The following is a 26,411-nucleotide window of genomic DNA, read 5'->3' as shown; positions in this document are numbered from 1 at the left end:
GGAGAATGCGAAAAGCTTGGTATTCTAACCTGTATTGCCCGCAAATAATTGATTTAACTATGGACGCTAGACAACAAATTTCCCAACAAAAAGTAGAATTAGAAGAAGCAGTCGCAAAAGCTCTGAGTTTAGCTTCGGCGCAAGCTGATGGTGCAGAGGTTGCAATCAACAAATCTACGGGCCTGAGTGTAACCACTCGACTGTGTGAAGTAGAGAACGTCGAGTTTAATAGCGACGGTGCTTTGGGTATCACAGTTTACCGAGGTCAAAAAAAGGGAAGTGCATCGACATCTGATCTTAGTGAAAAAGCGATTGCGCAGACAGTTGCTGCCGCTTTAGATATTGCTAAGTACACTTCAGAAGATCCTTGCGCCGGTCCAGCGCCAGCTGAGTTAATGGTTAAAGAGGTGAAAGATCTCGATCTATTCCACCCATTTGAAGCTGATCCTGATCAAATTGCCAAAATTGCAATTGAAGCAGAAGAAGCGGCTCTGGCTTATAGCGATAAGATCAAACAAAGTGATGGTGCCAGTTATGATACGCACTATGGCATTCGCGTTTACGGCAACTCGCACGGCGTATTAGCCAGTTATCCATCAAGCCGTCATAGCGTAAGTTGTAGCATGATTGCTACTGGTGCAAATGGTGAAATGGAGCGAGATTATAGTTACAGCATTGCTCGTCGCGCTGAAGATCTTTGGACAGCAAAACAAGTCGGTATCAATGCAGCTGAACGCACTATCCAACGTTTAGACTCTAGACAAATTGCGACAGGTGAATACCCTGTAATGTTTGCTGCCGAAGTGGCAACAGGTCTGATGGGGCATTTAGTTGGCGCAATTAGTGGTGGCAGCCTTTACCGTAAGTCATCATTTTTATTGGACCATTTAGGTAAGCAAATTCTACCTGAGTGGTTTAACGTGAATGAGAAACCACATTTACTAGGTGGCTTAGCTTCAACGCCATTTGATAGTGAAGGTGTGCAAACCAAAGATTACGACATCATTACTGATGGCAAACTGGCGACTTACCTATTAACCAGTTATTCCGCTCGCAAGTTGGGAATGACGCCTACAGGGCATGCTGGTGGTATCCATAACTGGTTTGTGCAATCAACAGGTCAAGATTACCAAGCAATGCTCAAAGAGCTTGATACTGGCTTCCTTGTGACTGAGTTGATGGGGCAGGGCGTAAATGGTGTTACTGGTGACTACTCTCGCGGAGCGGCTGGTTTTTGGGTAGAAAATGGCGTAATCCAATACCCTGTATCGGAAGTAACCATTGCGGGTAACTTGAAAGAGATGTATCAAAGAATTGTCGCAGTGGGTAGTGATGTAGAAACTCGCTCACAAATTCAAACCGGCTCTATGCTGATTGAATCCATGAAAGTTGCTGGCATGTAGGCCATTGGCTTTAGGTTTATTGCTTGAAATTAAATAACTAAAAAGGGTTCTGATGAAAATCAGAACCCTTTTTGTTTTTAGTCGGTATTGAAGGTAAGAACCTACAGTAAAAAGACGGTAGCAAGACCTAAGAAGACTGACAATCCAACGACATCGGTAATGGTTGTTAACGCCATTCCGCCCGCAAGAGCAGGATCGATGTTCATTTTCTTAAGAACAATAGGCACAGTTACTCCGGCAACACCTGCTATAAATAGGTTAGTTAGCATGGCGGCTGAGATAATGAGGCCAAGCTTCCAGTCGTGCTTCCAGAACACCACAATCGCACCGATAATTAGCGCCCATAATATGCCATTAAGGAAACCAATCGCGGCTTCTTTCATTAATAGTTCTTTGCGGTTACTGTCACCGATATAACCTAATGCCAATCCACGAATAACCAGAGCAACGGTCTGATTACCTGCCACGCCACCCATTGAAGGTACGATAGTCATTAAGATGGCAATCGCGGCCATTTGTTCTAAGGTTGCTTCGAACATATTGGATACAGAGGCTGCTGCAAGAGCGGCAAGTACATTCACCCCAAGCCAAATGCTACGACGGCGAGCCGATTTTACTACTGGCGCAAAGGTATCTTCATCGTCATCAAGACCGGCTAAGCTCATCATTGAGTGCTCGGCATCTTCACGAATGATATCCACCACATCATCGATGGTAATACGCCCAACTAGGTGTTGGTTTTTGTCAACAACAGGTGCTGAAACCCAGTTTCGACGTTCAAATAAACTGGCGACATCGGTATCGCTAAGATCGACAGAGATAGCTTCATCAGCATCTTCCATGACTTCGATAACAGGGACATCGGGTTGAGTTGTGAGTAGCGTTGTAAGGGAAAGATTACCAATTAAGCGATCGTTATTATCAATCACATACAAGGTATCGGTTGTCTCTGGCAGCTCTCCTTTCATTCGCAAATAGCGAAGAACCACATCAATATCGACACCACTACGAATAGTGGTTACATCGGTATTCATTATTCCGCCAGCAGTATCTTCTGGATAAGATAGAGCGGTTTCCACACGCAGTCGATCTGCGGCGTCCATTTGGCTAAGAACTTGTTTTGAGACACTATCAGGTAAGCTACGAAGGACGTAAGCAACATCATCGGTATCCATGCCTTCGGTTGCTTCTGCAAGCTTACCGGGAGCCATTTTAGCAACGAGGTTATCTTTTACGTCTTCACTGAGTTCATCAAGAATGTCGCCGTAATCTTCTGGGTCAGTTAGTTGCCAGAGTACTTCACGGCTTTTGCGTGGGGAAGCTTCAAGTAGGTGCGCAATATCCTCGGGCTCCATACTTTGCAGCTGACGACGAACGAAGACAAAGCGGCCAACATCCAGCGCATCACTTACTTCTTGAAGCGTCTGGTGGGCTTGATCAAACTCGATCTGTTCCGCCATTATTTGCCTCCGTTAGTTTGATTCACCGAATAAATTTATAAAAGGATATTAGACTATTTTATTCAAGGGGTTAATAAGTTATTGGCGCTAAAAGCCATATTTCAGGTGAGTGAGTGAAAATTATTCATCTTCTTCAAACTTTTCTTCAATGAGAGCACATATTGCATCAAGGGCTTGTGGCGCTTGTGAACCATTAGCGGTGACCGTTACGTATTCGCCTTGTGCTGACTCCAGCATCAGTAGCGCCATTACGCTGTCAGCATCTGCGCTACTTTCTTCATTGTGAACCGTCACTTTAGCCTCAAAGCTTTGCGCAAGCTCTACTAGCTTTATGGCCGCTCGTGCGTGTAAGCCAAGCTTATTAATAATGAGCAGTCGACGGGATTTGATCACTTTTCTTTCTCTAACTGATTATGACGAATGAGCACTTGCTGGCCTTGAGCAAGGAAGTATTCACCAATCTGTTGAGTTAGGAATACAGAGCGATGTTTGCCACCGGTACAACCGATCGCAACAGTAAGATAACTACGATTATTTTTCTCTAAAGACGGTAACCAACGCTCAATAAATGCTTGAATTTGCTCTTTAAGTTCCACGACATCATCAAAGCTATACAGATAATCTTGAATCGGTTTATCTAGCCCTGTTAGCGGTCTTAGGGCTGCATTCCAGTGAGGATTAGGTAAGAAGCGAACATCAAACACATAATCGACATCAGGCGGAAGTCCGTGTTTAAAGCCAAAAGACTGGAAGACCATCACTAACTCTTGGCCATCACGGCCTAAAATACGCTTGCGCACCATTTCACTGAGTTCATGAATAGACAGTTTACTGCTGTCGATGACTAAATCGGCTTGTTCTTTTAATGCCGAGAGTAGGTGCTTTTCTTCAATAATGGCTTGTTGTAGCGAGCGAGAATCTTTGACCAATGACAGGGGATGAATTCTTCGTGTTTCGCTATAGCGCTTAATGAGCGTCTCTTCATTAGCTTCTAGATAAAGCACAGTGACTTGCACCGAATCATCTAAAGTTGAGAGCACTGACGTCACTTGATGTGGGTTGGTTGGCAGGTTGCGAATATCAATACTGACAGCAACCTTGGTCTGCTTTGCACTTAAACCTTCAACAAAAGCACTTAATAGCGTAACAGGCAGATTATCAACACAGTAATAGCCAATATCTTCTAGGGCGCGTAAAGCAACACTTTTGCCTCCGCCAGAATTACCGCTTACAACAACAAGTTGGCGTGGTGCAGACATAGTGTTATTCCTTTGGACACTCAATAGACTCAGCAACCATTATCTCAAATAACTCTTCATCAGATGTTGCATGACGGAGTTTTTTGAGGATTTTCTTGTCATTGAGGCGTTCAGCCATACAAGACAAGGTTTTTAAATGTTCTTTACATTGGTCTTCTGGTACAAGCAAAGCAAACAGTAAATCGACAGGGCGATTATCGATAGCATCAAATTCAATCGCTTCATCGCACTGTAGCAACACTGCAATGGCTTGATCAGAGTTACTCATACGTGCGTGAGGAATGGCGATGCCATTACCAATGCCGGTACTTCCAAGTTTCTCTCTGCCTAGCATACATTCGAACAAGTCAGTTGAATCATGACCGGTATGGGTTGCTGCAATTTGACTGATAAGCTCTAAAGCTCGCTTTTTACTTGTACAATGGACTGCACTTTTGGTGCAGTCCAAAGACAATACTTGATTAATTTGCATAGTTAGTGACTACTTAACTTCTCTTTATGCTTGGTTAATTGACGAACTAGTTTATCGACTAAAGCATCAATAGCAGCATACATGTTTTCTTCTTCAGCGGTGGCGTGAATGTCACCCTGGCTTACGTGTAGCGTAGCCTCTGCTATATGGTTTACTTTTTCAAGCTTTAAAATAACTTGAACGTTATTTATGTGCTCGAAGAAACGCTCTAGTTTTTGAAACTTGGAATCAACGTACTCTTGAAGTGAATCAGTAAGTTCTACATGGTGACCTGTAATATTGATTTGCATAAGCGTTCCTTCTATTGATGCCTAAACTAGGCGTTTTCGTTGACTAGAGGGGGCGATACCTAATGATTCTCGGTATTTTGCCACTGTGCGTCTTGCCACTTTTACCTCTTGTTCAGCGAGTAGGTTAGCAATTTTGTTATCACTCAACGGTTTTGCGCTATTCTCTTCCGCTACCAATTTCTTGATTAATGCACGAATTGCAGTAGAAGATTTATCTTCCCCGTCATTGTTACTGACGTGGCTTGAGAAGAAATATTTTAGTTCAAAAATACCACGAGGTGTGTGCATATATTTTTGAGTTGTGACGCGTGATATAGTTGATTCATGCATATCGATAGCTTGTGCAACATCATTTAGGATCATCGGTTGCATTGCCTCAGCTCCCTTCTCAAAGAATTCCTGCTGAGTTTCAACAATACACTTTGCTACTTTAAGCAATGTATCACTTCGGTTCTCAAGGCTTTTAATTAGCCACTTAGCTTCTTGGATCTGATCTTTAATATACTGATTATCTTCACTATTTGCCCCAGTAATGGTGGCGTAGTGTTGGTTTACTTCAAGTTTTGGCGTGTCGGTATTATTGAGAAATACTGTCCACTTACCATTTACCTTGATGACATTGACATCCGGTATGACATATTCAATATCACTGTCACCAATTTGACTACCAGGTCTTGGGTCTAATTGTTGAATCAGCTGTAAGATCTCAATCAAATCGCTTTCTTTGAGCTTAGTTTCTTTCACGATTAATTTGTAGTCGCGATTGGCTAAATGTTCGATATGATTTTTTAGAATCTCACAAGCTTGTTGCTTACGAGGTGTGCTATCGGGAAGGGCGTATAACTGTAGCAACAGGCATTCTTGTAAATTACGAGAGCCAACACCTAAAGGTTCAAATTGCTGAATACGTTTTAGTACCGCAATCGTTTCATCTTCTTCTAGATCAGCAAGTGACAAGCTTTCGGTAATTTCTTCAGTCGATACGGTAAGAAAACCTTTGTCGTCGATGGCATCAATAATAGCCATCGCAATCGCATGGTCGGTTTCAGTAAATGGAGTGAGCTCTAATTGCCATAACAGGTGGTCATAGAGATTCGTTTGAGTCTCGCCCTGATAAATTGGCAGTTCATCATCAAGGGCCACTCCAGTATTACCTGAATTAGAGCTATAAACATCTTCCCAAGAAGTATCAACGGCAAGATCATCCCCAATAGAGTTCTCAGCCATGAGTTCAGCACTGTCTTGAGCGCTGGGTTCGATAGGTTCTTCTTTGCTTGTTTCTTGGGGAGAGTCTGGTTTTTCTTCTGCTTGAGTATTTTCTTCGGCAACTTGCAGCAAGGGATTACAGTCCAATGCTTCTTGGATCTCTTGCTGAAGCTCGATACTGGACAATTGCAGCAATCGTATTGCTTGCTGCAATTGGGGGGTCATTGCGAGTTGCTGACCAAATTTGAGTTGTAATGCCGCTTTCATAATACTGAGTCGCCTCAATGAACTGTGTATAGACGGGACTGTTTATAGTCGGAACTGTTCACCTAGGTAAACTTTCTTCACTTGTTCATTACTCAGAACTTGCTCAGGAGTACCTTCTGCAATGAGATGTCCTTGGCTAACAATGTATGCACGTTCACATACATCTAAGGTTTCCCTTACGTTATGGTCGGTGATAAGTACGCCTAGACCACGATCTCTTAGGTGTTCAATGATCTTTTTAATATCAATAACAGAGATAGGATCAACACCGGCAAACGGTTCATCTAATAAAATAAATTGCGGATTTGCCGCTAGCGCACGAGCAATTTCTACACGGCGACGTTCGCCACCAGAAAGTGCCATACCGTTACTTTTACGGATGTGCTGAATATTAAATTCATCTAATAGCTCTTCGAGTTTTTCATCTCTTTCTTGCTTAGATATTTCATTGCGCGTTTGTAATACCGCGTAGATATTATCTTCAACCGATAGCTTTCTAAAGATAGAAGCTTCTTGAGGAAGGTAGCCTATCCCCATACGAGAGCGGCTGTGCATTGGCAGAATACTGATATCTTCATCATCAATGAGGATTCGGCCTTCATCACGCGCAACTAAGCCGACAATCATATAGAACGAAGTGGTTTTGCCAGCACCGTTTGGCCCAAGCAGACCCACAATCTGTCCTGACTCTACTTGCAGGCTAACATCTGCAACCACTTTGCGATTTTTGTAGCTTTTTGCTAGGTGTTCAGCTTTCAGTGTTGACATAGATAGACTATTTATTCTCTTTAGGTTGCGGTTGCAATACAGTTGATACTCGAGAGCCTTTACCACCTTCGGCTACCATTTTCTCTGTAGTGATATGGTATTTGATTCGCTCACCATTAATCGTACTGTCATCTTGCGCTAACATAGCTTTCTTGATCATGGTTAGCTGATCGGCAGCCATGTCGTAATAAAGTTCTTCAGCATGACCATGGATAGTTTTGCCATCATCGGTTTTTTGCGAGAATTTAGCTAACTCACCAAAGGCTTCAATTTTTTCAATCGCACCATCTTTTGGGTTACGAAAGACAATCACTTTATCACCCTGAACATGAATACTGCCCTGGCGCATAACAACATCACCAATGAACGTGACTTTATTGCTCTTCATATCAAGCTGCTGACTATCTGAGTCAATATAGACGGGCTGCTCTGAGTCTGTTGAGAGTGCGTAGGCAGCTGGAGATAGTAGTATTGCGAGTAAAAGACTAAGGCTTAGCTTTTTCATAGATCCCTTTTACATGATTAAATAGAACAGCAGTGTTGTCGTCTAAATTACCTTTCATAGCTTGGCCTGTATTGACAAACTGTGGGCCTTTTAAGGTAACTAAGACATCTGAATTAAAATTCTTACTGTCCAATTCAATGGTCATTTTATTGGTAGTTAATGTTTCGAAGCTAGCGTCAGGTAGCAAATTGGTCGCAATGACATTTCCCATTAACGTTAGATGATTATTCTTATCTAAAACCGCTTTATCTGAAACGACCTGCCACTCTTCGGTTGTACCTTCACGATACACATACATGATGAGGTTATCAAATAAGGTGTCACCGCTTTGTGCATAATGGTCAAGCTTCAATGAGCTGATTTTGTAGTTACGAATGCCATCTAAGTCATAGTTGGTATTGGTGACGTGTCGCCCTGTGAACATAGGCAGCTCAACATTTGGTGCAACCTGAATCACATCTTGTTCTTGATTTACCAGTAGATAATAACCGGAGAAACATACAATACCGATTAGCACTATCTGAAAAATTCGAGAACCGGTCATATACTCAGACCCTTGTGTTGTTCAATTTCTCCCCGAGCTTGCAAAATAAGGTCAGAAACTTCACGTACCGCGCCGTGTCCGCCTTTAATTTTGGTCACGTAATTGGCTCGTTGAACCAACAGTGGGTGTCCATCATTAACACATACTTTTAGAGCGACTTTTTCCATTACGGGCCAATCAATAAGATCATCACCGATATAGCCAGTATGTTCAGGAGCAATATTCAGCTTGCTTGCAATGTCGTTATAAGCTTTTATTTTGTCGTCTTGTCCTTGATAAATAAGTGTAATACCAAGGGCGCGCATGCGGTTTTCAACAATTTGAGAACGGCGTCCAGTGACGATAGCAATTTCAATTCCAGCGTTCATTAGTGATTTTACGCCGTAGCCATCTCGGGTATGAAAAGTTTTAAGCTCTTCACCATCATTACCCATGTACACCAGACCATCAGAAAACACGCCATCCACATCGCAGATAAGCAGCTTTATCTCTTTTGCTATTGCAAATACAGACTTTGAAACTGGACCATATAGAGAATCGACCATTTCACTCATGAATTACATTACTCCAGCTTTAAGAAGGTCGTGCATGTTGAGTGCGCCAACCAATTTATTATCTTCACACAACAATAGTGCAGTAATACTGCGTTGTTGCATGATATTGAGCCCTTCAACCGCCAGTAGAGATGGCGAAACAAAACTAGGATTCTTTGACATTACATCACCAATTTTGGTGCTATGAATATCGATACGCTTATCTAATAAGCGACGTAAATCCCCGTCAGTAAAGATACCCAACACCTGATCTTGTTCATTGACGATAGCCGTCATGCCAAGACCTTTCTCACTGATTTCAATCAGTGCGTCTTTAATTAAGGCATCTGCTGTAACTTTAGGAACTGATACACCAGTATGCATAATGTTTTCTAATTTTAATAACAGTTTTCGACCTAAAGCGCCGCCCGGATGAGACAGTGCAAAGTCTTCGGCGGTAAAGCCTCTGGCTTGCATCAATGCCATTGCCAGTGCATCACCCATGACTAGGGTTGCTGTAGTGCTACTAGTGGGCGCAAGCTCAATAGGGCAAGCCTCATTAGGTACAGCAATGCAAAGGTGAATGTCTGCCAGTTTAGCCATATTTGATGTTGGCTTACCTGTCATGCTAATAATTTGCACGTTAAGGCGTTTTAAGACAGAAAATAGAGACAGAATTTCTGATGACTCGCCTGAGTTTGAAATTGCCAGCACAATGTCATTTGGAGCAATCATCCCTAAGTCGCCATGAGCGGCTTCCCCAGGATGAACAAAAAACGCTGAGGTTCCGGTACTGGCAAGGGTTGCCGCAATCTTTTTGCCGATGTGCCCTGATTTACCCATTCCCATAACCACGACTTTACCGTGCTTGTTGCCAAGAATAGTATCGCAGGCTTTATCGAAATCATGGTTAAAATACTGAGCAAGTTGTGTCAGCCCAGCAATTTCTGTATCCAGTACATTTTGTGCGGCTTTTTGATAGTCAAACTTAGATGTCATGAGACTTTCCTTATGCGCCAACATTGATGAATAAGTAACTTTGATAGGCGATAAACAACACAAACAGTATGCCGCCTTCTATTCGATTTATCCGTTGAGATTTACCCAATGCCATGACTACTAACAGTAGCGATACGCCCAGCATGACCCAAAAATCTCGGTTCATCGCATTTTCATTTAAAAACGATGGGTTTAATAGGCCGGGGATACCCATAACGGCAAGTATGTTAAACACATTAGAGCCAATGATATTACCGATGGCCATATCATCTTCGCCCTTCATTACGCCGGCTAAGGAAGCAGCTAACTCAGGAAGGCTAGTACCGATAGCGATGATTGTCAGTCCAATCACCAGATCGCTCATCCCAAAATATTTGGCAATATAAACCGCGTTATTCACTAGAAGGTTGGCGGAAATAGGTAGCAGGATAAGACCGACTACAATCCAAAAGGCCGCTTTTTTATTGGCTACGCCATCGGGAACTTCAGATTCCTGATCGACAACCAAGGTATCGCCTTTTTTCTTCTCAGTGCGAGAAATGTGTAGCATTGCCAGAATAAACGCAAAAAAGAGCGCCACTAACAACACACCTTCCATGAAACCAAGATAATGGTTCCACATAATGCCGCCAGCAATGAGCGTGACACCAATCATTAGAGGTAATTCACGTTTTAGTACGCCAGAGTTCACCGTCAAAGGTTTTACTAGCGCCGTAATACCGATAATTAAAGCAATGTTCGCGATGTTAGAACCCAGCACATTACCTACAGCTGTATCTGTTCTGCCGTCTAAAGCGGCGGTTGCGGAAACCATCATTTCAGGCGCGGAAGAACCCATAGCAAGAATGGTCATACCGATAACAAGCGGTGATATTCCAAAGTTCCTAGCAAGGGCTGCTGAACCGAATACCAGTCTATCGGCACTCCAAACCAGCATGATTAAACCGACGACAAGAAGACAAATCGCTGAGATCATTTATGTGCTCTTTATTAATTGATACGAGTTAAACAGTGATTTTGACGTTAAGCTGTCAAAAAGGGAAGATTTTAGACGAATTATTTACACACAAGTCTGATAAAATTCCTATGATTAACTCGACCAACTCACTGATTTATTCAACCTTTTTGATATGTGACTGGTTTGAGGTCTTAACAAGGAGTGTTAATGCTCGAAGACAAAAGCAAAATCACCTTAAAAAATGTGACATTTTCTCGGGGTTCTAGAGTGGTATTTGACCAGATTAATCTGTCGGTACCAGAAGGAAAGATTACCGCGATCATGGGTCCATCAGGTATAGGTAAAACGACACTACTCAAATTGATTGGTGGACAGATACAGCCTGACAGCGGTGATATATGGTTTGAGCAGAATAATATTCCTGCCCTTAGCCGAAGCCAACTATTTCAAGTTCGTAAAAAAATGAGCATGCTGTTTCAATCTGGCGCGTTATTTACGGATCTGACGGTTTTTGAGAATGTGGCTTTTCCGATTCGCGAGCATACCGATCTTTCTGAGTCTTTTATTCGCACCATCGTTTTGTTAAAACTAGAAGCTGTAGGGTTGCGCGGCGCGGCAGAATTAATGCCCAGTGAACTGTCTGGCGGCATGACTCGCCGAGTGGCATTGGCAAGAGCGATTGCTTTGGATCCTGAAGTTGTTATGTACGATGAGCCTTTTGTTGGGCAAGATCCAATAACTATGGGCGTACTAGTAGAGCTGATAAAAAAACTTAATCAAGCGCTAGGGATTACCTCTATTGTGGTATCACATGACGTACCAGAAGTGATGAGCATTGCAGATTACGTTTATTTGGTGGCAGAACAAAAAGTCATCGCCAGTGGTACACCAGCACAAATAGAACAAAGTGACGATCCAAGAGTACTGCAATTTTTAAAAGGACATGCTGATGGAGCAGTGCCGTTTGCGTTTCCATCGTCATCACTAGAAAAGGATTTATTTCAATCATGATGTCTAGGGTTATCAATAAAGTAGCCGATGTAGGAGCATCAGGAATTAGAGTCAGCCGTTCTTTTGGGCGCGCAACTCTCATGATGTTTGGCGCTCTGGTAAGCAAACCTCAGCCTTTGAAAAGTATGCCTTTACTGTTTAAGCAACTTTACTCAGTAGGTGCGCAATCATTAGTGATTACTTTGGTCTCAGGTTTGTTTATCGGTATGGTGCTTAGCCTGCAAGGTTATGTGGTACTCGTCGATTACGGTGCAGAAGGCAGCTTAGGGCAAATGGTTTCGTTATCCTTGCTGCGTGAATTAGGGCCAGTCGTGACAGCACTATTATTTGCTGGGCGCGCAGGTTCAGCGCTTACCGCCGAAATCGGTTTGATGAAAGCGACAGAGCAATTATCCAGCCTAGAGATGATGGCGGTAGATCCTTTAAAACGTATCATTAACCCAAGATTCTGGGCCGGTGTAATTTCGATGCCTCTACTCACAATGATTTTTATCGCTGTGGGTATTTTAGGCGGTCACTTAGTCGGTGTGGATTGGAAGGGGATTGATCAGGGCAGTTTTTGGTCTACGATGCAATCTTCGGTTGAGCTAGGCAGAGATGTAGGTAATAGCTTACTGAAATCTTTGGTGTTCGCGGTAACTATTGTGTGGATTGCCCTGTTTAATGGCTATGATGCTATTCCGACCTCTGAAGGAATTAGCCAAGCAACGACTCGTACCGTTGTGCATTCTTCTCTAGCCGTGTTGGGCTTAGACTTTGTTTTAACAGCATTAATGTTTGGAAGTTAATTATGAATCAATCACGGAAGTTAGAATTGTGGGTAGGTAGTTTTATTATTTTAGGCATTCTTGCTGCCCTATTTATGGTATTTAAGGTTGCGGATGTTCGCTCGCTAGGAAGCCAAGATAATTACAAACTTAAAGCATATTTCGATAATATTGGCAGCCTTAAAGTACGCTCCCCTGTAAAAGTGGGAGGAGTTGTTGTGGGTCGAGTTGCGGATATCACCTTAGATACGGAATATTACACGCCGGTGGTAACATTAACCATCGAAGAGCGTTACGGACACTTCCCTGATACTTCAAGTGCCCACATTTTGACATCAGGCCTTATTGGCGAACAATACATTAGCTTAATTCCAGGCTTTATTGATGAAGATGCTGAGTTGCTAAAAGATGGCGACAAAATTGAAGATACCAAATCAGCATTGGTGCTCGAAGATTTGATTGGGCAGTTTATGTATAGCCTAGGTGACGGTTCAGGAAAATAGCCATGAAATATATGAATAGATTAATCGCATTAATTTTTATGTTTTCTTCAGCAATTGCGTGGGGAAATACCATAGACAAAACGCAGCCATACCAAATGATGGAAGCAGTAGGCAGCAGTACTTTTGCCAGACTGAAAAGCGAGCAAGCTCAATTAAGACAGTCTCCAGAAGAACTAAAAGTTGTGGTTGAAGAAGAATTAATGCCATATGTGAATGATCGTTACGCAGGCTTAAAGGTGCTCGGTAATTATCTAAGACACGCAGACAAACAAGAAGTGAATGAGTTTCTTGCGGCATTTCGCAACTACTTAGTCACGGCTTATGCGCAAGTACTGACTCAATATAAAGATCAGGATATTCAATATGCGAAAGCGCGCTCTATAAGAGACGACCAACGTATAGTATCTATTCCTGTAAAGATTGTTGACGGAAAACGACCGCCGATTAACTTAGAGTTTAAATGGCGCAAAGATAAGAAAACCAATGAATGGCAAGCTTTTGATATGGTTGCAGAAGGTGTGAGTCTACTTTCAAGCAAGCAATCAGAGTGGGGCAGCAAAATCCGTAAAGATGGTTTGCCTGCGGTCACTAAAGAGCTAGAACGTTTATCTAAAACGCCTATTCATTATGATGAAGCAAAATAATGAATAGTGAAGCAACCTGGAACATCGTTGACGATCAGCACGCTACATTAAGTGGTGTGCTTAATCGAAATAGCATTCCAAAGCTTTGGAAGCAAATTCAGGGATGGCAACCTAAGACAGAACGATTAGACATCAATCTAAAAGGGATAGTAAATCCTGATTCTGCAGCAATGGCACTCATTCTGCATACGATTGAACATGCAAAAAATCGTAACTGCCATATAATGTTGCGATCTGTACCAAATAGACTGCTGACTTTATTTGAAGTGAGCAATGCAATGCCGTTATTGGCCGAGCATATAGATATTGAAACTGAGGGTTAAAGTGGATAGTACACAAGTTAAAAAATTGCTCGACGACGCGTTGCAGCTAGAAGAAATTCAAGTAAAAGGGGAAGGCAGCCATTTTGAAGTTATTGCTGTTGATGCAACTTTTGATGGTATGAGCCGTGTTAAAAAGCAGCAATTTATTTATGCCCCTTTAACCGAATACATTAAAACTAATGAGATTCACGCACTTTCTATCAAAGCTTACACTCCAGAAGAGTGGCAGCGTGATAAAAAACTAATGTCGCTTTAAGGAAAAGTAATGGAAAAATTCCGAGTCACTGGATCTTCAGCCCCTCTTAGCGGTGAAGTTTCGATTTCTGGTGCTAAAAATGCGGCGCTACCTATTTTATTCTCAGCAATTTTAGCTGAAGAACCTGTTGTATTGCATAACGTACCTAAGTTGCGTGATATCAATACTAGCATGGCTTTATTGCAACAACTCGGTGCTAAGGCATCTCGAGATGGCGATACAACTACTTTGCTGGTGGACGCTTCTAACATTAACGAATTTTGCGCACCTTACGATCTAGTGAAAACGATGCGAGCTTCTATTTGGGCTTTGGGTCCTCTAGTGGCAAGATTTGGTGAAGGCCAAGTAAGCTTGCCTGGTGGCTGTGCCATTGGCGCACGTCCAGTCGATCTTCATATTCAAGGTCTTGAAAGCCTTGGCGCACAAATCACCCTTGAAGACGGTTACGTTAAAGCGAAAGTGGACGGCCGATTGAAAGGCGCTCACATCATCATGGATAAAGTCAGTGTTGGCGCAACCATCACTATCATGAGTGCTGCAACATTAGCAGAAGGTACTACGGTACTTGATAACGCCGCTCGTGAGCCAGAAATTGTCGATACCGCTGAATTCCTAATCGCTCTTGGCGCTAAAATTTCAGGTGCAGGAACAGACACTATTACTATCGAAGGCGTTGAACGTCTTGGTGGTGGTGAGCATACAGTTGTTCCTGACCGCATTGAAACCGGTACTTTCTTAGTGGCTGCGGCTGTCTCTGGCGGTAAAGTGGTTTGTCGTAATACACGCGCAAGTTTACTAGAAGCTGTTTTAGCTAAACTAGAAGAAGCTGGTGCAAAAGTTGAAACCGGTGAAGACTGGATTTCTGCTGATATGACGGGCAGAGAATTAAAGGCTATTACGATTCGTACCGCGCCGCACCCTGGTTTTCCAACCGACATGCAAGCACAGTTCACCTTGCTTAACATGATGGCGAAAGGCGGTGGTATTATTACTGAAACCATCTTTGAAAACCGTTTCATGCACGTTCCTGAACTACAACGTATGGGCGCAAAAGCTGAAATCGAAGGGCACACAGTCATTTGTGGTGATAGCGAAGGCTTGAGTGGTACTCAAGTAATGGCGACAGATTTACGTGCATCAGCAAGTTTAGTTATTGCTGGTTGTATTGCTAAAGGTGAGACCATTGTCGATCGTATTTATCATATTGATCGTGGCTATGACCGAATTGAGCATAAGCTCAGCTTGCTTGGCGCTAATATCGAAAGATTTAGTGACTGATTACGCAATTTAAGCGCTATTTCAGGCCGAAACCGTGTGGTTTCGGCTTTTTTATTTGGTAGACTTAGCGAAAGGCTTGCCGTTACTTACTGCGATTGGTATGAGTTACGTTAGCAATAATACCGTTAGTTTGACCTTGTGGTCTTTGAATACTAATAAAAATAACCGTTCCTCAAATAATCATCTCAAACTGTGATTGTTCGGGGACGACAATTAATCAGCGAAAGTTATCGCTAGGAATTAAATAATGATTGCTTTACTGCGCCTATTTTTGGTATTCATTTTTGCCATAATGATGTTTGTATTTGGTTGTGGCTACTGCCTATTTAGCCCTAGAAATCCTAAACACGTATTTAGATTTGGTCGTTACTTTGGTGCTATGCACCGAGTGTTTGGTATTAAATTAGAGCTTAGATTACCAGAGGATGCCTATAAGAGAGGTCAAGCAACTTACATTGCCAACCACCAGAACTCTTGGGATTTATTCACAGTGTCGTCAGCGGTAACACCGAATGTTGTGACTGTGGGTAAGAAGAGCCTACTGTGGCTGCCTTTATTTGGTCAATTGTACTGGGTGACGGGTAATATCCTGATTGACCGTGCTAATCGTTCAAAAGCAAAAGGAACGATTGATCAAGTCGTTGATAAGATGAAGCAAACTCGCTTATCTGTTTGGATGTTTCCTGAAGGTACTCGCTCACGTGGACGTGGTTTACTGCCTTTTAAAACGGGTGCATTCCACACCGCAATTGGCGCTGAAACGCCAGTCATCCCAATTGTTTGTAGTACGACACAAGGTAAGATCAAACTGAATCGTTGGAACAACGGTCATGTGATTGTTGAAATGCTACCTCCTGTTGATACCACTGAATATAGTAAGTCAGATGTTCGTAAGCTTGCGGAAACTTGCCGTACTCAAATGGCAGAAAAACTAAAGCAGTTAGATGAAGAAGTTGATGCAAGAAACGCCGCTGATGGCGTGAAAAATCATTTAGAACCTAGAACCTAGAACCTAGAACTGAAAAAAGGGAGCGAAAGCTCCCTTTTTGCTATAAACAATTTACTGCTTATTTACGAACTGCAATAGCTTCGATTTCGATACCAACATCTTTAGGTAGGCGAGCTACTTCTACACATGAACGTGCAGGGTAGTTTGCTACATTGTGTGCATCAAAGAACTGGCCGTAAACTTCGTTTACTGTGCCAAAGTCGCTGAGATCTTTTACAAATACCGTCATTTTAACGATGTCTGTTACGCTTAGACCTGATGATTCAACAACAGCTTTAACGTTAGCAAGAGATTGCTTAGTTTGTGCTGCGATGTCAGAGGCTACTTCGCCAGTTTCTGGGTTGACAGGGATCTGTCCAGAAGTCATAACCATGCTACCTAGATCAACACCTTGAACGTAAGGGCCGATTGCTGCTGGAGCACTGTCAGTATGAAGTATTTTTGTCATTTTTATTTCCATCTAATCTTAGGTTATTAATACAGATGCTATTTATAGCTCAGTGACTACTTCGCGTGAATAAACTTTTTCACAGTATTTGCACTTCAACCGAATACTTTCTTTTTTTGTGATCACGTTAAAATGGCTTTCTACTGGCTCGCCATGAGTAATGCAATTGCTGTTTGGACAAGCAAAGACACCGGTCACAGCGCTTGGTAATTCAAGCTCCAGCTTTTTCACAACGCTATAGTCTTCAATTTGATTAACCGTGGCATAAGGAGCATATAAGGCAAGTTTGTTTGCCTGCTCTTTATTGATGAACACGTTTTCAATTTTCAGAATATCTTTTGCACCAAGAGCAGACGATGGCAGGTTTAGGCCAATCGTGACGCGCTCATTAGATTTGTGCATAGAGAACAGTTTTAGAACCTTAATGCCAACGTGAGCTGGAATATGGTCAATAACAGTGCCGTTTTTAATTGCTTCAACTTGTAATTGAGTTGGTTTAGTCATTAGTAAATCTCCTCTATTACAGGGTTTGGTTTAAAACAAGAGCCAGCAAGGCTTCACGCGCATACACACCATTTTCTGCTTGAGAGAAATAGTAAGCGTACGGAGTTTTATCGACATCTATCGTGATTTCATCAACGCGAGGTAGCGGATGAAGTACTTTTAGATTATCGCGAGCATTGGTCAGTAGTGATGCAGTAAGAATATAAGCCGATTTTATGTGGGCATATTCAGAGTCATCAAAACGCTCTTTTTGAACTCGAGTCATGTACAGGATATCCAGTTCAGGGATAACACTTTCCATGTCTGTGTGCAGGCTGTATTCAATAGATGCTTCGTCTAATTCTTCGCAGATATAATCTGGCATCGCTAGTGCTTCAGGCGCGATGAAGTAGAAGCGAACGTTATTAAACTTAGCTAATGCTTGGGTTAGGGAATGGACGGTACGGCCATATTTTAAATCCCCAACAAAGGCGATGTTAATCTTGTCTAAACGACCTTGAGTTTCGTAAATAGTAAACAGATCAAGCAGTGTTTGCGTCGGGTGTTGGTTTGAGCCATCCCCGGCGTTAATGACTGGAACACCATTTGAAAACTCAGAGGCAAGTCTTGCAGCGCCTTCTTGAGGGTGGCGCATGACAAACGCATCAACATAAGTTGAAATCACTTGCACAGAATCTGCCAGTGTTTCGCCTTTTTTCGCCAGTGACGTATTACCATCGTTATCAAAACCAATGACATTACCGCCAATGCTTTGAATCGCGGTTTCAAACGAAAGACGTGTGCGTGTTGATGGTTCAAAAAAGCAACTAGCCACTACCTTATTCTTAATCAGTTCAGGCATTGGCTCTAATTTGAGTCTTCCAGCTGTCTGTACAATAAGCTCAAGCTCTTCACGGTTTAACTCTGGAATGGAGATAATGTGCTTATTGAAAAGCGTGTTTTGCATGGTCTATTCCCCTGGTCGTGCACACAAAAAAGCCCCCCTAAAAAGGGAGGCTAGAATTAATTCTGAATAAATAGGAGTCGAACACGGCATTGGCTGTGTTTCTGAATTACGTTTAGAGTGCTACGGTGCAGCATACAACCCTCCTAATTTATCGTTTGGAATTATACGCTCTCATAATGTGATCGCAAGCGTTTGCGTCAGAATTATTGACCTAACGTCGCAACCATTATGGCTTTGATTGTATGCATTCTGTTTTCTGCCTCATCAAAGACAATCGAATATTCAGATTCAAATACTTCATCTGTCACTTCTAAACCTTGCATCCCAAACTTTTCGGCAATCTCTTTGCCAACAGCCGTTTGATCATCATGGAATGCCGGCAGACAATGCATAAACTTAACCTGCGGGTTTTCCGTTGCTTTAATGGTATCCATGTTCACCTGATAAGGCTTCATGACTGAAATACGCTCTTCCCAAGCCTCTGCTGGTTCTCCCATAGATACCCAAACATCGGTATACAGGAAGTCACAACCTTTAACTCCAGATGATACATCTTCTGTCAGAGTGATTTTAGCGCCAGTTACTTGTGCAATAGCTTGGCACTGTGTAACTAGGTCTTCTTCTGGCCAGTAAGCTTTTGGAGCAACCAGACGAATGTCCATCCCCATTTTTGCTGCGCCCACTAACAAAGAGTTACCCATGTTGTTACGAGCGTCACCAAGATAAGCAAAGCTCACTTCATGCAATTGTTTGCCGCGAGCATGTTCTTGCATCGTCAGGAAGTCAGCCAAAATTTGTGTGGGGTGGAACTCATCGGTAAGTCCGTTCCACACCGGCACACCAGCGTGAGCGCCAAGCTCTTCAACAATAGCCTGACCAAAACCGCGATACTCAATACCATCGTACATTCTGCCTAGAACTCTAGCGGTATCTTTCATTGATTCTTTATGGCCAATTTGAGAGCCTGATGGGCCTAAATAAGAGACTTGTGCTCCCTGATCAAAAGCGGCAACTTCAAAAGCACAGCGCGTTCTCGTTGACGATTTCTCAAAGATCAAAGCAATGTTTTTTCCCTGCAAGCGTTTTTGTTCTGTTCCCGCATACTTGGCTTTTTTCAGCTCAGCTGAAAGCTCTAGCAAGAACTGAATGTCTTTTGGAGTAAAGTCTAAAAGCTTTAGGAAGTTACGATTTCTTAAGTTATAGGCCATGCTGCTTCTCTTCTTAGGTGCTATTATGATTTTATTGCATATAAATGCTAATAAATCAAATACAAATTCACTTATTGTTCAGGTTATGAGGTGATTTTAGTGCGATAGCTTGTTTAGCCCATTCAATCTAATTGAAACAACGATAAGTTCTCAATCCATTGAGGGCGGTGCATTCTGAAAGGTCGACTAATACGCCATCAAAACCAACGATCAGTATATCGCTACCTCGACTATTAGTGCTGTCGAGGTGATCACTTTTTATTACCTAGGGTAATTCAAAGATGAAGAATAAGCTGGGTAAAGGCGGTTGTTTATAGTAAGGATGGAGGCAACTGGTAAGTGGAAGTGCAGTAACGGACTAGTTATTGAGAAATCTAGGCTAAGATTGAGCCTAGATATGGTATTTCGTGTCGAACCGTGCCATATTTCGTCCGTATATAAATCTATTATTTTTACCTGTTCGGGAGCACACCCATGTCACAAGTGGAAGAGTATCTATCAGTCGAAGAACTTATCGAATTTCAGAAAGAAGAAACACGCGATATCATCGCGGCGTTGCTTGAAGACGGTAGTGAACCTGATGCTTTGTATGAAATTGAACACCACCTTTTCGCTGAGACGTTTGAAGCGTTAGAAAAAGCGGTTGTTGAAGCCTTCAAAATGGGTTTTGAAGTATTAGAAGCTGAAGAAACAGAAGATGAAGATGGCGATAAGTTATTGTGCTGTGATGCAACCATGACTTGTACGTTAGATCCTGAGTTGATCGATCAGCAAGTGGCAACACTTATTCACTTGGCTGAAAAATACGACATCATCTATGACGGCTGGGGCACTTACTACGAAGGTGAAGATGCGCTAGTTTATGATGAAGAAGACGGCGAAGATGAAGAGTAATCTTTAATCGACCGAAACTAAAAAAGCTCGCTATTTAGCGAGCTTTTTACTATCTGTAATCTTACTACCTGCAATCTTATCCGCGAGACTTATCAGTTGCTCGCGACCATTATGCGTGGCTAAGCGTTGAAGTCATCATCGGCTCAGGTGATGAGAAGTACTTGCTCCAGACTTTCTCATGGAAGTAGTAAGCACAAGTATTAATGGTCGGCTCAATTATCGCCAGTAAGCCACCCGCTAGTGCATCGCCAGTCAGTAGATAAATAACAGTGAATGCGACACTAAAGTGCACAACAGCAAAGCTGGCTGTTTTAATTTTAGAATGCAGTTGTTTTGCTTTTAAGAATGCTGCTGAGTTCCATACTTTCTCATGGAAGTAGAATGCGACAGTATTAACGCTAGGCTCTATCATCGCGATTAAGCTACCAATAATCACGTCACCAGTAAGTAGATAGGCAACAGTAAAAGCAATTGAAAAGTGTAGAGTTGCAAAGCTAAGAGTTTTTTTCATCATCGATACCAAATTTGTTTTTGTTTATAGTTGTTTGTTGCTATGGATATAGTATTGATAATTATTCGCATTTAGGCAATGTTTTTTATTCAATTAATTTGATAGGTATTACCTATTAACTAGTTAGGAGCAATAGAACTTACCGGTTCAACTCTTAGATCGTTAAATTCCAGCCACAAAAAAGGGCTGGCAATGCCAACCCTTTTCTTATGACTTGTTTAAATTACAGTGCAGCGATAGTCGCTTTTTGCTCTGCAAGTTTAGTCAGTGTTTCTTTATAACCATCTAGCTTCTCACGCTCTTTGGCAACAACGGCTTCTGGTGCTTTCGCCACAAAACCTTGGTTGTTTAGTTTGCCTTCAATACGTTTGATCTCGCCTTCAGTTTTCTTGATTTCGCCCGCTAAACGGTTAAGTTCCGCGTCTTTATCAATTAGACCTGCCATTGGGATCATTAGCTCAGATTTACCAACCAGTGATGTCGCGCAAGCTGGTGTATCAGCGCCGTCTGTTAGTAGCTCAATGCTGTCTAGTTTAGCTAGAGACATAAGCACAGCTTTGTTCGCTTCTAGACGCGCAGCATCGCTGTCATCGGTTGCTTTAAGCATAACGTCAAGAGATTTGCTTGGCGCAATGTCGTATTCCGCACGTAGGTTACGAATAGCAGTGATGAAAGACTTAACCCATTCGATGTCATCAACGATCTCAGCATCGAAGTTAGCTTCGTTAAACTGAGGAAGCGCTTGAGTCATGATAGTCTCGCCTTCAACACCGTCTACTAGCGGCTTAACGCTCTGCCAGATAGATTCAGTGATGTAAGGAAGAACAGGGTGAGCAAGACGCAATGTCTTCTCAAGAACCGTGATCAACGTGTAGCGAGTAGCTTGTTGTTGAGCTTCAGTGCCTTTCCAAAGAACCGGTTTAGTCAGCTCTAAGTACCAGTCACAGAATTGGTTCCAGATGAATTCGTAAAGCGTGTTTGCCGCCATGTCTAGACGGTAGGTGTCTAGGTGAGCGTTAAACTCTTTCGCAGCAACTTCAAACTGAGATTCAATCCATTTATCCGCTAGAGAGAACTCCATATTGGCACGCTCTTCTACAGATAAAGACATACCACAATCATGCTCTTCTGTGTTCATTAGCACGTAACGGCTTGCGTTCCATAGCTTGTTACAGAAGTTACGGTAACCTTCAAGACGCTTCATATCCCAGTTGATGTCACGGCCAGTAGAGGCCATAGCAGCAAGAGTGAAACGAAGTGCATCAGTACCGTATGGTTCGATACCATCTTCGAATGTTTTACGGGTCGCTTTCTCGATCTTAGCAGCGAGTTTAGGTTGCATCATGTTGCCACAACGCTTCTCTACTAGATCTTCAAGGCCGATGCCGTCAATCATATCGATAGGGTCAAGTACGTTACCTTTCGACTTAGACATCTTGTCGCCGTTTTCATCACGGATAAGGCCCGTCATGTAAACTGTTTTGAAAGGTACTTGTGGTTTGCCATCTTCGTCTTTTACGAAGTGCATGGTCATCATGATCATACGAGCAACCCAGAAGAAGATAATATCAAAACCTGATACTAGAACTTCAGATGGGTGGAATGTTTTCAGTGCTTCAGTATCTTCAGGCCAGCCCTGCGTGCCAAAAGTCCAAAGTGCAGAAGAGAACCAAGTATCTAATACATCGTTATCTTGATTAAGTACGATAACAGGCGCTAGGTTATGTTTTTCACGCACTTCTTCTTCTGTGCGACCAACGTAAACTTTACCGTCGTTGTCATACCATGCTGGGATGCGATGTCCCCACCAAAGTTGACGAGAAATACACCAGTCTTGCACGTCACGCATCCACGCAAAGTACATGTTTTCGTATTGCTTAGGAACAAACTGGATTTGACCATCTTCGACCGCTTTAACAGCAGGTTCTGCAAGAGGCGCGGTACGTACATACCACTGGTCAGTTAGCATAGGTTCGATAACTACGCCGCCACGATCACCGTAAGGTACGGTTAAGTCGTGATCTTTAATTTCTTCAAGAAGACCCAGTTCGTCAAATTCGGCAACGATAGCTTTACGAGCAGCAAAGCGCTCCATACCGTGATATTTAGCCGGAAGCTCGCTTGAATACACATCGCTTTCTTCGCCGTTAGTGGTGAACACTTCAGCGGTATCACGAATGTCGGCATTAAAGGTAAGGATGTTGATCATTGGTAGGTTGTTGCGTTTACCAACTTCGTAATCGTTAAAGTCATGAGCAGGGGTGATTTTCACACAACCTGTGCCTTTTTCCATGTCTGCGTGCTCATCACCAACGATAGGGATAAGACGGTTAACAACAGGAAGTAGGATTTCTTTACCGATAAGATCTTTATAACGAGGATCTTCAGGGTTTACTGCAACGCCAGTATCACCGAGCATGGTTTCTGGACGAGTAGTTGCGACAACGATGTAGTCTTTGCCGTCTGCAGTTTTAACGCCATTGGCTAGCGGGTAGCGGAAGTGCCACATGAAGCCTTTTTTGTCTTTGTTTTCAACTTCTAGATCAGAAATTGCAGTGTGCAGTTTAGGATCCCAGTTTACGAGACGTTTACCGCGGTAGATTAGGTCTTCTTCGTAAAGACGAACAAACACTTCTTGAGTGGCAGCCGATAGGCCATCATCCATAGTGAATCGTTCACGATCCCAATCAACAGATGCGCCAAGACGACGAAGCTGTTTAGTGATAGTGCCGCCAGATTCGCCTTTCCATTCCCAGATTTTATCGATGAACGCTTCACGGCCGTAGTCGTGCTTGGTTTTGCCTTCTTCTGCGGCAATTTTGCGTTCAACAACCATTTGGGTTGCGATACCTGCGTGGTCAGTACCTACTTGCCAAAGGGTATTTTTACCCTTCATGCGTTCAGCACGGATTAGCGTATCCATGATGGTGTCTTGGAATGCATGTCCCATGTGTAAGCTACCGGTGACATTCGGTGGTGGGATCATGATGGAATATGATTCTTTAGTGGTATCACCGTGTGGCTTAAAGTAGCCTTTTTCTTCCCAAGTCTTATAAAGATCTTGTTCGATAGATTTTGGGTTATATGTCTTTTCCATAATACTCTTACATGGATAATTAGTTGATGGCAAACTGCATAAATTAAGGGTTTATCAACCGCCCGTTGATAAATGCTTTAGCTATGAAGTTTGGTTTATTTAGCTGATTCTGCAATGGTTATCGTCTGCATTTCATAACCCGCTTGTCGGTAAATTTTATACCTTTCTCGGGCGATATGCTTCGCTTTTTCATCACAAGGCACGAAGTCTACCACTTGAGACACTATTCCCGCAAAGTTTGTATCATCTTCGGCTAGATTAATGACGATATTACGGGTTCTGTGTAGATTAGTGTTACCACTGCCTATTTCTACCGCTGTGCAATTCCAAGGCCCTTCACCGCTAAGGTTATGCGCAATAAAATCCGCTTCACTTAATTGAAAAAGAAACTCATCCCATTGCTCGGCATCTTGTTTATCTTTGGCATTCAAATAAATTCGCGCACCTTGCTGAGTAAAGTGCTTGATTAAGTAGCAGACATAACTCTGAAAGCCTTGCTTTGAATCTGCAATACTATTGGGCTCAATTAGATAAAAAGTGGCAACAGACATGTTCTCTCTCAATAAAAAGCGCCTCCAAGAAGGAGGCGTTAGATTATTAGATTAGCATAGACAGCTAGGCTATTACTCTTCGTTTTCTTGTCCGCTACGGTTAAGTAAGAACTGAACCAATAGAGAAACAGGACGACCTGTAGAGCCTTTCGCTTGACCTGATTTCCAAGCTGTACCAGCGATATCTAGGTGAGCCCAGTTATACTTTTTGGTAAAGCGAGACAGGAAACAGCCCGCAGTGATAGTGCCAGCTGGGCGACCACCAATGTTTGCCATATCAGCAAATGGGCTAGCAATTTGCTCGTGATACTCGTCTGCCATAGGTAGACGCCAAGCACGGTCACCCGATTGCTCAGAAGCATTGACTAGCTCATGAGAAAGAGGGTTGTGGTTTGAAAGTACACCACTGATGTGATGACCAAGGGCAATCACACACGCACCAGTCAGCGTGGCGACATCAACCACACAATCAGGTTCAAAACGCTCAACGTAAGTTAATGCATCACATAGCACTAAGCGACCTTCAGCATCAGTATTAAGCACTTCAACTGTTTGACCAGACATAGTGGTTAAAATGTCACCTGGGCGGTATGCGTTGCTACCGGGCATGTTTTCACAGCCAGCAAGAATTGCCACAACATTGATAGGCAAGTTCAGTTTAGCCAGTGCTTTCATTGTGCCAAAGACACTTGCCGCACCACACATATCGTATTTCATTTCATCCATGCCATCGCCTGGTTTTAGTGAAATACCGCCTGAATCAAAGGTAAGACCCTTACCAACCAATACAATCGGTTTAGCGGTTGAATCTGGATTACCTTTATATTCAATTACCGACATCATAGATTCGTTATGCGAACCACGACCTACTGCAAGGTATGAAGTCATACCCAGTTTTTCCATTTCTTGCTCACCAATAATTTTAGTGGTGACTGTCTCATAGTCATCGGCTAAGCGACGCGCTTGAGAAGCAAGGTAGGCTGGGTTTGCCACGTTAGGTGGCATGTTGCCAAGATCTTTCGATGCAGAAACACCGGATGCAATGGCCAAACCATGGTTGATTGCGCGTTCGCCAATGTTGAGTTCACGGCGAGTCGGTACATTAAATACCAATTTACGCAGCGGACGACGAGTTTCTGGCTTATTACTCTTAAATTGGTCGAAAGTGTAAAGACCATCATGAGTCGCTTCTACCGCTTGGCGCACTTTCCAGTACGTATCGCGGCCTTTAACGTGAAGCTCGGTAAGGAAGCAGACTGCTTCCATAGAACCTGTTTCGTTTAGCGTGCTGATGGTTTTTTGAATGATTTCTTTATATTGGCGTTCGCCAAGCTCACGCTCTTTACCACAACCTACTAACAGAACACGTTCTGAAAGAACCCCAGGTACTTGATGCAATAGCAGCATTTGTCCTGGTTTACCTTCTAAATCGCCTCTACGCAACAGCGAGCTAAGATAGCCATCACTGATTTTATCTAGTTGCTCTGCAACCGGTGAAAGACGGCGAGGCTCAAAGACTCCAACAACAATACAAGCACTGCGTTGCTTCTCTGGGCTACCACTTTTTACACTGAACTCCATGCCTACTCCTACATCCTGAAGACAAACCACAATAAATGTTAGATAATGCCTGCTTAACTTGTTGAATCTTAGTCAACAGCTATGTTTACTCAATAAGTAAAGCAAGTTAATTGATTATCGATTAGTCAGAAAATTTGAAAAATTAAAGCTTCAACCAGAAATTATAGCGATTCCTGTGAAAATACAAGTTTTGCATCCAAGCTTATAGGGACTTTA

General features: G+C 42.8%; 30 protein-coding genes. 10 read left to right on the top strand and 20 right to left on the bottom strand.

Annotated elements, in window-relative coordinates:
• Positions 1-59 precede the first annotated feature (59 nt).
• Positions 60-1,403, top strand: a complete 1,344-nt coding sequence (gene pmbA / locus A9260_RS02755) for a metalloprotease PmbA (RefSeq protein ID WP_068695949.1) — start codon at positions 60-62, stop codon at positions 1,401-1,403.
• A gap of 101 nt (positions 1,404-1,504) precedes the next feature.
• Here pmbA and mgtE read toward each other — a convergent pair whose 3' ends face one another.
• The 12 genes from mgtE to A9260_RS02695 form a co-directional block, all read right to left on the bottom strand.
• Positions 1,505-2,863 carry a magnesium transporter gene (gene mgtE / locus A9260_RS02750; protein WP_068695947.1) on the bottom strand — a complete coding sequence of 453 codons (1,359 nt, stop codon included), beginning with the start codon at positions 2,861-2,863 and terminating at the stop codon, positions 1,505-1,507.
• 120 nt (positions 2,864-2,983) lie between these two features.
• Positions 2,984-3,256 (bottom strand): HPr family phosphocarrier protein, encoded by a 273-nt coding sequence (locus A9260_RS02745; protein WP_068695945.1) that lies wholly within the window; start codon positions 3,254-3,256, stop codon positions 2,984-2,986.
• Positions 3,253-4,122: an RNase adapter RapZ gene (gene rapZ / locus A9260_RS02740; RefSeq protein WP_068695943.1), complete on the bottom strand. Its 870-nt coding sequence runs from the start codon at positions 4,120-4,122 to the stop codon at positions 3,253-3,255. The genes A9260_RS02745 and rapZ overlap by 4 nt, the downstream gene beginning before the upstream one ends.
• A gap of 4 nt (positions 4,123-4,126) precedes the next feature.
• The gene (gene ptsN, locus A9260_RS02735; RefSeq protein ID WP_068695941.1) at positions 4,127-4,594 is read right to left on the bottom strand and encodes a PTS IIA-like nitrogen regulatory protein PtsN; all 468 of its coding nucleotides are present in this window, start codon (positions 4,592-4,594) and stop codon (positions 4,127-4,129) included.
• Positions 4,595-4,596: 2 nt separating this feature from the next.
• Positions 4,597-4,884, bottom strand: a complete 288-nt coding sequence (gene hpf / locus A9260_RS02730) for a ribosome hibernation promoting factor (RefSeq protein WP_068695939.1) — start codon at positions 4,882-4,884, stop codon at positions 4,597-4,599.
• Positions 4,885-4,905: 21 nt separating this feature from the next.
• A complete protein-coding gene (locus tag A9260_RS02725; protein ID WP_068695936.1) occupies positions 4,906-6,357 on the bottom strand; it encodes an RNA polymerase factor sigma-54 in 1,452 nt (483 codons plus the stop codon).
• A gap of 42 nt (positions 6,358-6,399) precedes the next feature.
• On the bottom strand, positions 6,400-7,125 hold the full coding sequence (gene lptB / locus A9260_RS02720; RefSeq protein WP_068695934.1) for an LPS export ABC transporter ATP-binding protein: 726 nt from the start codon (positions 7,123-7,125) through the stop codon (positions 6,400-6,402).
• Positions 7,126-7,132: 7 nt separating this feature from the next.
• On the bottom strand, positions 7,133-7,630 hold the full coding sequence (lptA, locus tag A9260_RS02715; RefSeq protein ID WP_068695932.1) for a lipopolysaccharide transport periplasmic protein LptA: 498 nt from the start codon (positions 7,628-7,630) through the stop codon (positions 7,133-7,135).
• Positions 7,611-8,174, bottom strand: coding sequence for an LPS export ABC transporter periplasmic protein LptC (gene lptC, locus A9260_RS02710; RefSeq protein WP_068695930.1), 564 nt, complete (start codon positions 8,172-8,174; stop codon positions 7,611-7,613). Before lptC ends, lptA begins: the two co-directional genes overlap by 20 nt.
• Positions 8,171-8,728 carry a 3-deoxy-manno-octulosonate-8-phosphatase KdsC gene (gene kdsC / locus A9260_RS02705; protein WP_068695928.1) on the bottom strand — a complete coding sequence of 186 codons (558 nt, stop codon included), beginning with the start codon at positions 8,726-8,728 and terminating at the stop codon, positions 8,171-8,173. Before kdsC ends, lptC begins: the two co-directional genes overlap by 4 nt.
• Before the next feature lie 3 nt (positions 8,729-8,731).
• Positions 8,732-9,706, bottom strand: a complete 975-nt coding sequence (kdsD, locus tag A9260_RS02700; protein ID WP_068695927.1) for an arabinose-5-phosphate isomerase KdsD — start codon at positions 9,704-9,706, stop codon at positions 8,732-8,734.
• A 10-nt stretch (positions 9,707-9,716) separates the two neighbouring features.
• On the bottom strand, positions 9,717-10,682 hold the full coding sequence (locus A9260_RS02695; RefSeq protein ID WP_068695925.1) for a calcium/sodium antiporter: 966 nt from the start codon (positions 10,680-10,682) through the stop codon (positions 9,717-9,719).
• A gap of 189 nt (positions 10,683-10,871) precedes the next feature.
• On the opposite strand from A9260_RS02695, the gene mlaF reads away from it, so the two are divergent.
• The 8 genes from mlaF (at position 10,872) to A9260_RS02655 (ending at position 16,455) form a co-directional block, all read left to right on the top strand.
• Positions 10,872-11,675: a phospholipid ABC transporter ATP-binding protein MlaF gene (gene mlaF, locus A9260_RS02690; RefSeq protein WP_068695923.1), complete on the top strand. Its 804-nt coding sequence runs from the start codon at positions 10,872-10,874 to the stop codon at positions 11,673-11,675.
• A complete protein-coding gene (gene mlaE, locus A9260_RS02685) occupies positions 11,672-12,463 on the top strand; it encodes a lipid asymmetry maintenance ABC transporter permease subunit MlaE (protein WP_068695921.1) in 792 nt (263 codons plus the stop codon). The genes mlaF and mlaE overlap by 4 nt, the downstream gene beginning before the upstream one ends.
• A 2-nt stretch (positions 12,464-12,465) precedes the next feature.
• Positions 12,466-12,945, top strand: coding sequence for an outer membrane lipid asymmetry maintenance protein MlaD (gene mlaD, locus A9260_RS02680; RefSeq protein ID WP_068695919.1), 480 nt, complete (start codon positions 12,466-12,468; stop codon positions 12,943-12,945).
• Positions 12,946-12,956: 11 nt separating this feature from the next.
• Positions 12,957-13,589, top strand: a complete 633-nt coding sequence (gene mlaC / locus A9260_RS02675) for a phospholipid-binding protein MlaC (protein ID WP_373604467.1) — start codon at positions 12,957-12,959, stop codon at positions 13,587-13,589.
• Positions 13,589-13,912, top strand: coding sequence for an STAS domain-containing protein (locus A9260_RS02670; RefSeq protein WP_068695914.1), 324 nt, complete (start codon positions 13,589-13,591; stop codon positions 13,910-13,912). Before mlaC ends, A9260_RS02670 begins: the two co-directional genes overlap by 1 nt.
• 1 nt (position 13,913) lies before the next feature.
• Positions 13,914-14,168, top strand: a complete 255-nt coding sequence (gene ibaG, locus A9260_RS02665; protein WP_068695912.1) for a BolA family iron metabolism protein IbaG — start codon at positions 13,914-13,916, stop codon at positions 14,166-14,168.
• A 9-nt stretch (positions 14,169-14,177) separates the two neighbouring features.
• The gene (gene murA / locus A9260_RS02660) at positions 14,178-15,446 is read left to right on the top strand and encodes a UDP-N-acetylglucosamine 1-carboxyvinyltransferase (protein WP_068695910.1); all 1,269 of its coding nucleotides are present in this window, start codon (positions 14,178-14,180) and stop codon (positions 15,444-15,446) included.
• 247 nt (positions 15,447-15,693) lie between these two features.
• Positions 15,694-16,455: a 1-acylglycerol-3-phosphate O-acyltransferase gene (locus tag A9260_RS02655; RefSeq protein WP_068695908.1), complete on the top strand. Its 762-nt coding sequence runs from the start codon at positions 15,694-15,696 to the stop codon at positions 16,453-16,455.
• A 58-nt stretch (positions 16,456-16,513) separates the two neighbouring features.
• Here A9260_RS02655 and A9260_RS02650 read toward each other — a convergent pair whose 3' ends face one another.
• The 4 genes from A9260_RS02650 to argF form a co-directional block, all read right to left on the bottom strand.
• Positions 16,514-16,903, bottom strand: a complete 390-nt coding sequence (locus A9260_RS02650; RefSeq protein ID WP_068695906.1) for a RidA family protein — start codon at positions 16,901-16,903, stop codon at positions 16,514-16,516.
• 42 nt (positions 16,904-16,945) lie between these two features.
• Positions 16,946-17,407, bottom strand: a complete 462-nt coding sequence (pyrI, locus tag A9260_RS02645; RefSeq protein ID WP_068695904.1) for an aspartate carbamoyltransferase regulatory subunit — start codon at positions 17,405-17,407, stop codon at positions 16,946-16,948.
• Positions 17,408-17,423: 16 nt separating this feature from the next.
• Positions 17,424-18,353, bottom strand: a complete 930-nt coding sequence (pyrB, locus tag A9260_RS02640) for an aspartate carbamoyltransferase (protein ID WP_068695902.1) — start codon at positions 18,351-18,353, stop codon at positions 17,424-17,426.
• 203 nt (positions 18,354-18,556) lie between these two features.
• On the bottom strand, positions 18,557-19,561 hold the full coding sequence (argF, locus tag A9260_RS02635; protein WP_068695900.1) for an ornithine carbamoyltransferase: 1,005 nt from the start codon (positions 19,559-19,561) through the stop codon (positions 18,557-18,559).
• A 474-nt stretch (positions 19,562-20,035) separates the two neighbouring features.
• Between argF and rraB the strand changes: the two genes are divergently transcribed.
• Complete coding sequence (rraB, locus tag A9260_RS02630) at positions 20,036-20,455, top strand: ribonuclease E inhibitor RraB (RefSeq protein ID WP_068695898.1); 420 nt, start codon at positions 20,036-20,038, stop codon at positions 20,453-20,455.
• Positions 20,456-20,564: 109 nt separating this feature from the next.
• Here the strand turns inward: rraB and A9260_RS02625 are convergent, their stop codons facing one another.
• From A9260_RS02625 to pepA, 4 genes are all read right to left on the bottom strand, one after another.
• Positions 20,565-20,966: a DUF2061 domain-containing protein gene (locus A9260_RS02625; RefSeq protein ID WP_068695897.1), complete on the bottom strand. Its 402-nt coding sequence runs from the start codon at positions 20,964-20,966 to the stop codon at positions 20,565-20,567.
• Between the two features lie 223 nt (positions 20,967-21,189).
• Entirely contained in the window at positions 21,190-24,063 is a 2,874-nt protein-coding gene (locus A9260_RS02620; RefSeq protein WP_068695895.1) for a valine--tRNA ligase, read from the bottom strand.
• A gap of 95 nt (positions 24,064-24,158) precedes the next feature.
• Positions 24,159-24,614: a DNA polymerase III subunit chi gene (locus tag A9260_RS02615; RefSeq protein WP_068695893.1), complete on the bottom strand. Its 456-nt coding sequence runs from the start codon at positions 24,612-24,614 to the stop codon at positions 24,159-24,161.
• Between the two features lie 72 nt (positions 24,615-24,686).
• Positions 24,687-26,195 carry a leucyl aminopeptidase gene (gene pepA, locus A9260_RS02610; protein ID WP_068695891.1) on the bottom strand — a complete coding sequence of 503 codons (1,509 nt, stop codon included), beginning with the start codon at positions 26,193-26,195 and terminating at the stop codon, positions 24,687-24,689.
• Between the last annotated feature and the right edge of the window lie 216 nt (positions 26,196-26,411).

It is taken from the genome of Vibrio sp. UCD-FRSSP16_30, from assembly GCF_001676025.1.
In the GTDB taxonomy this organism is placed as follows: domain Bacteria; phylum Pseudomonadota; class Gammaproteobacteria; order Enterobacterales; family Vibrionaceae; genus Vibrio.
This window is presented reverse-complemented; position numbering and strand designations above follow the sequence as displayed.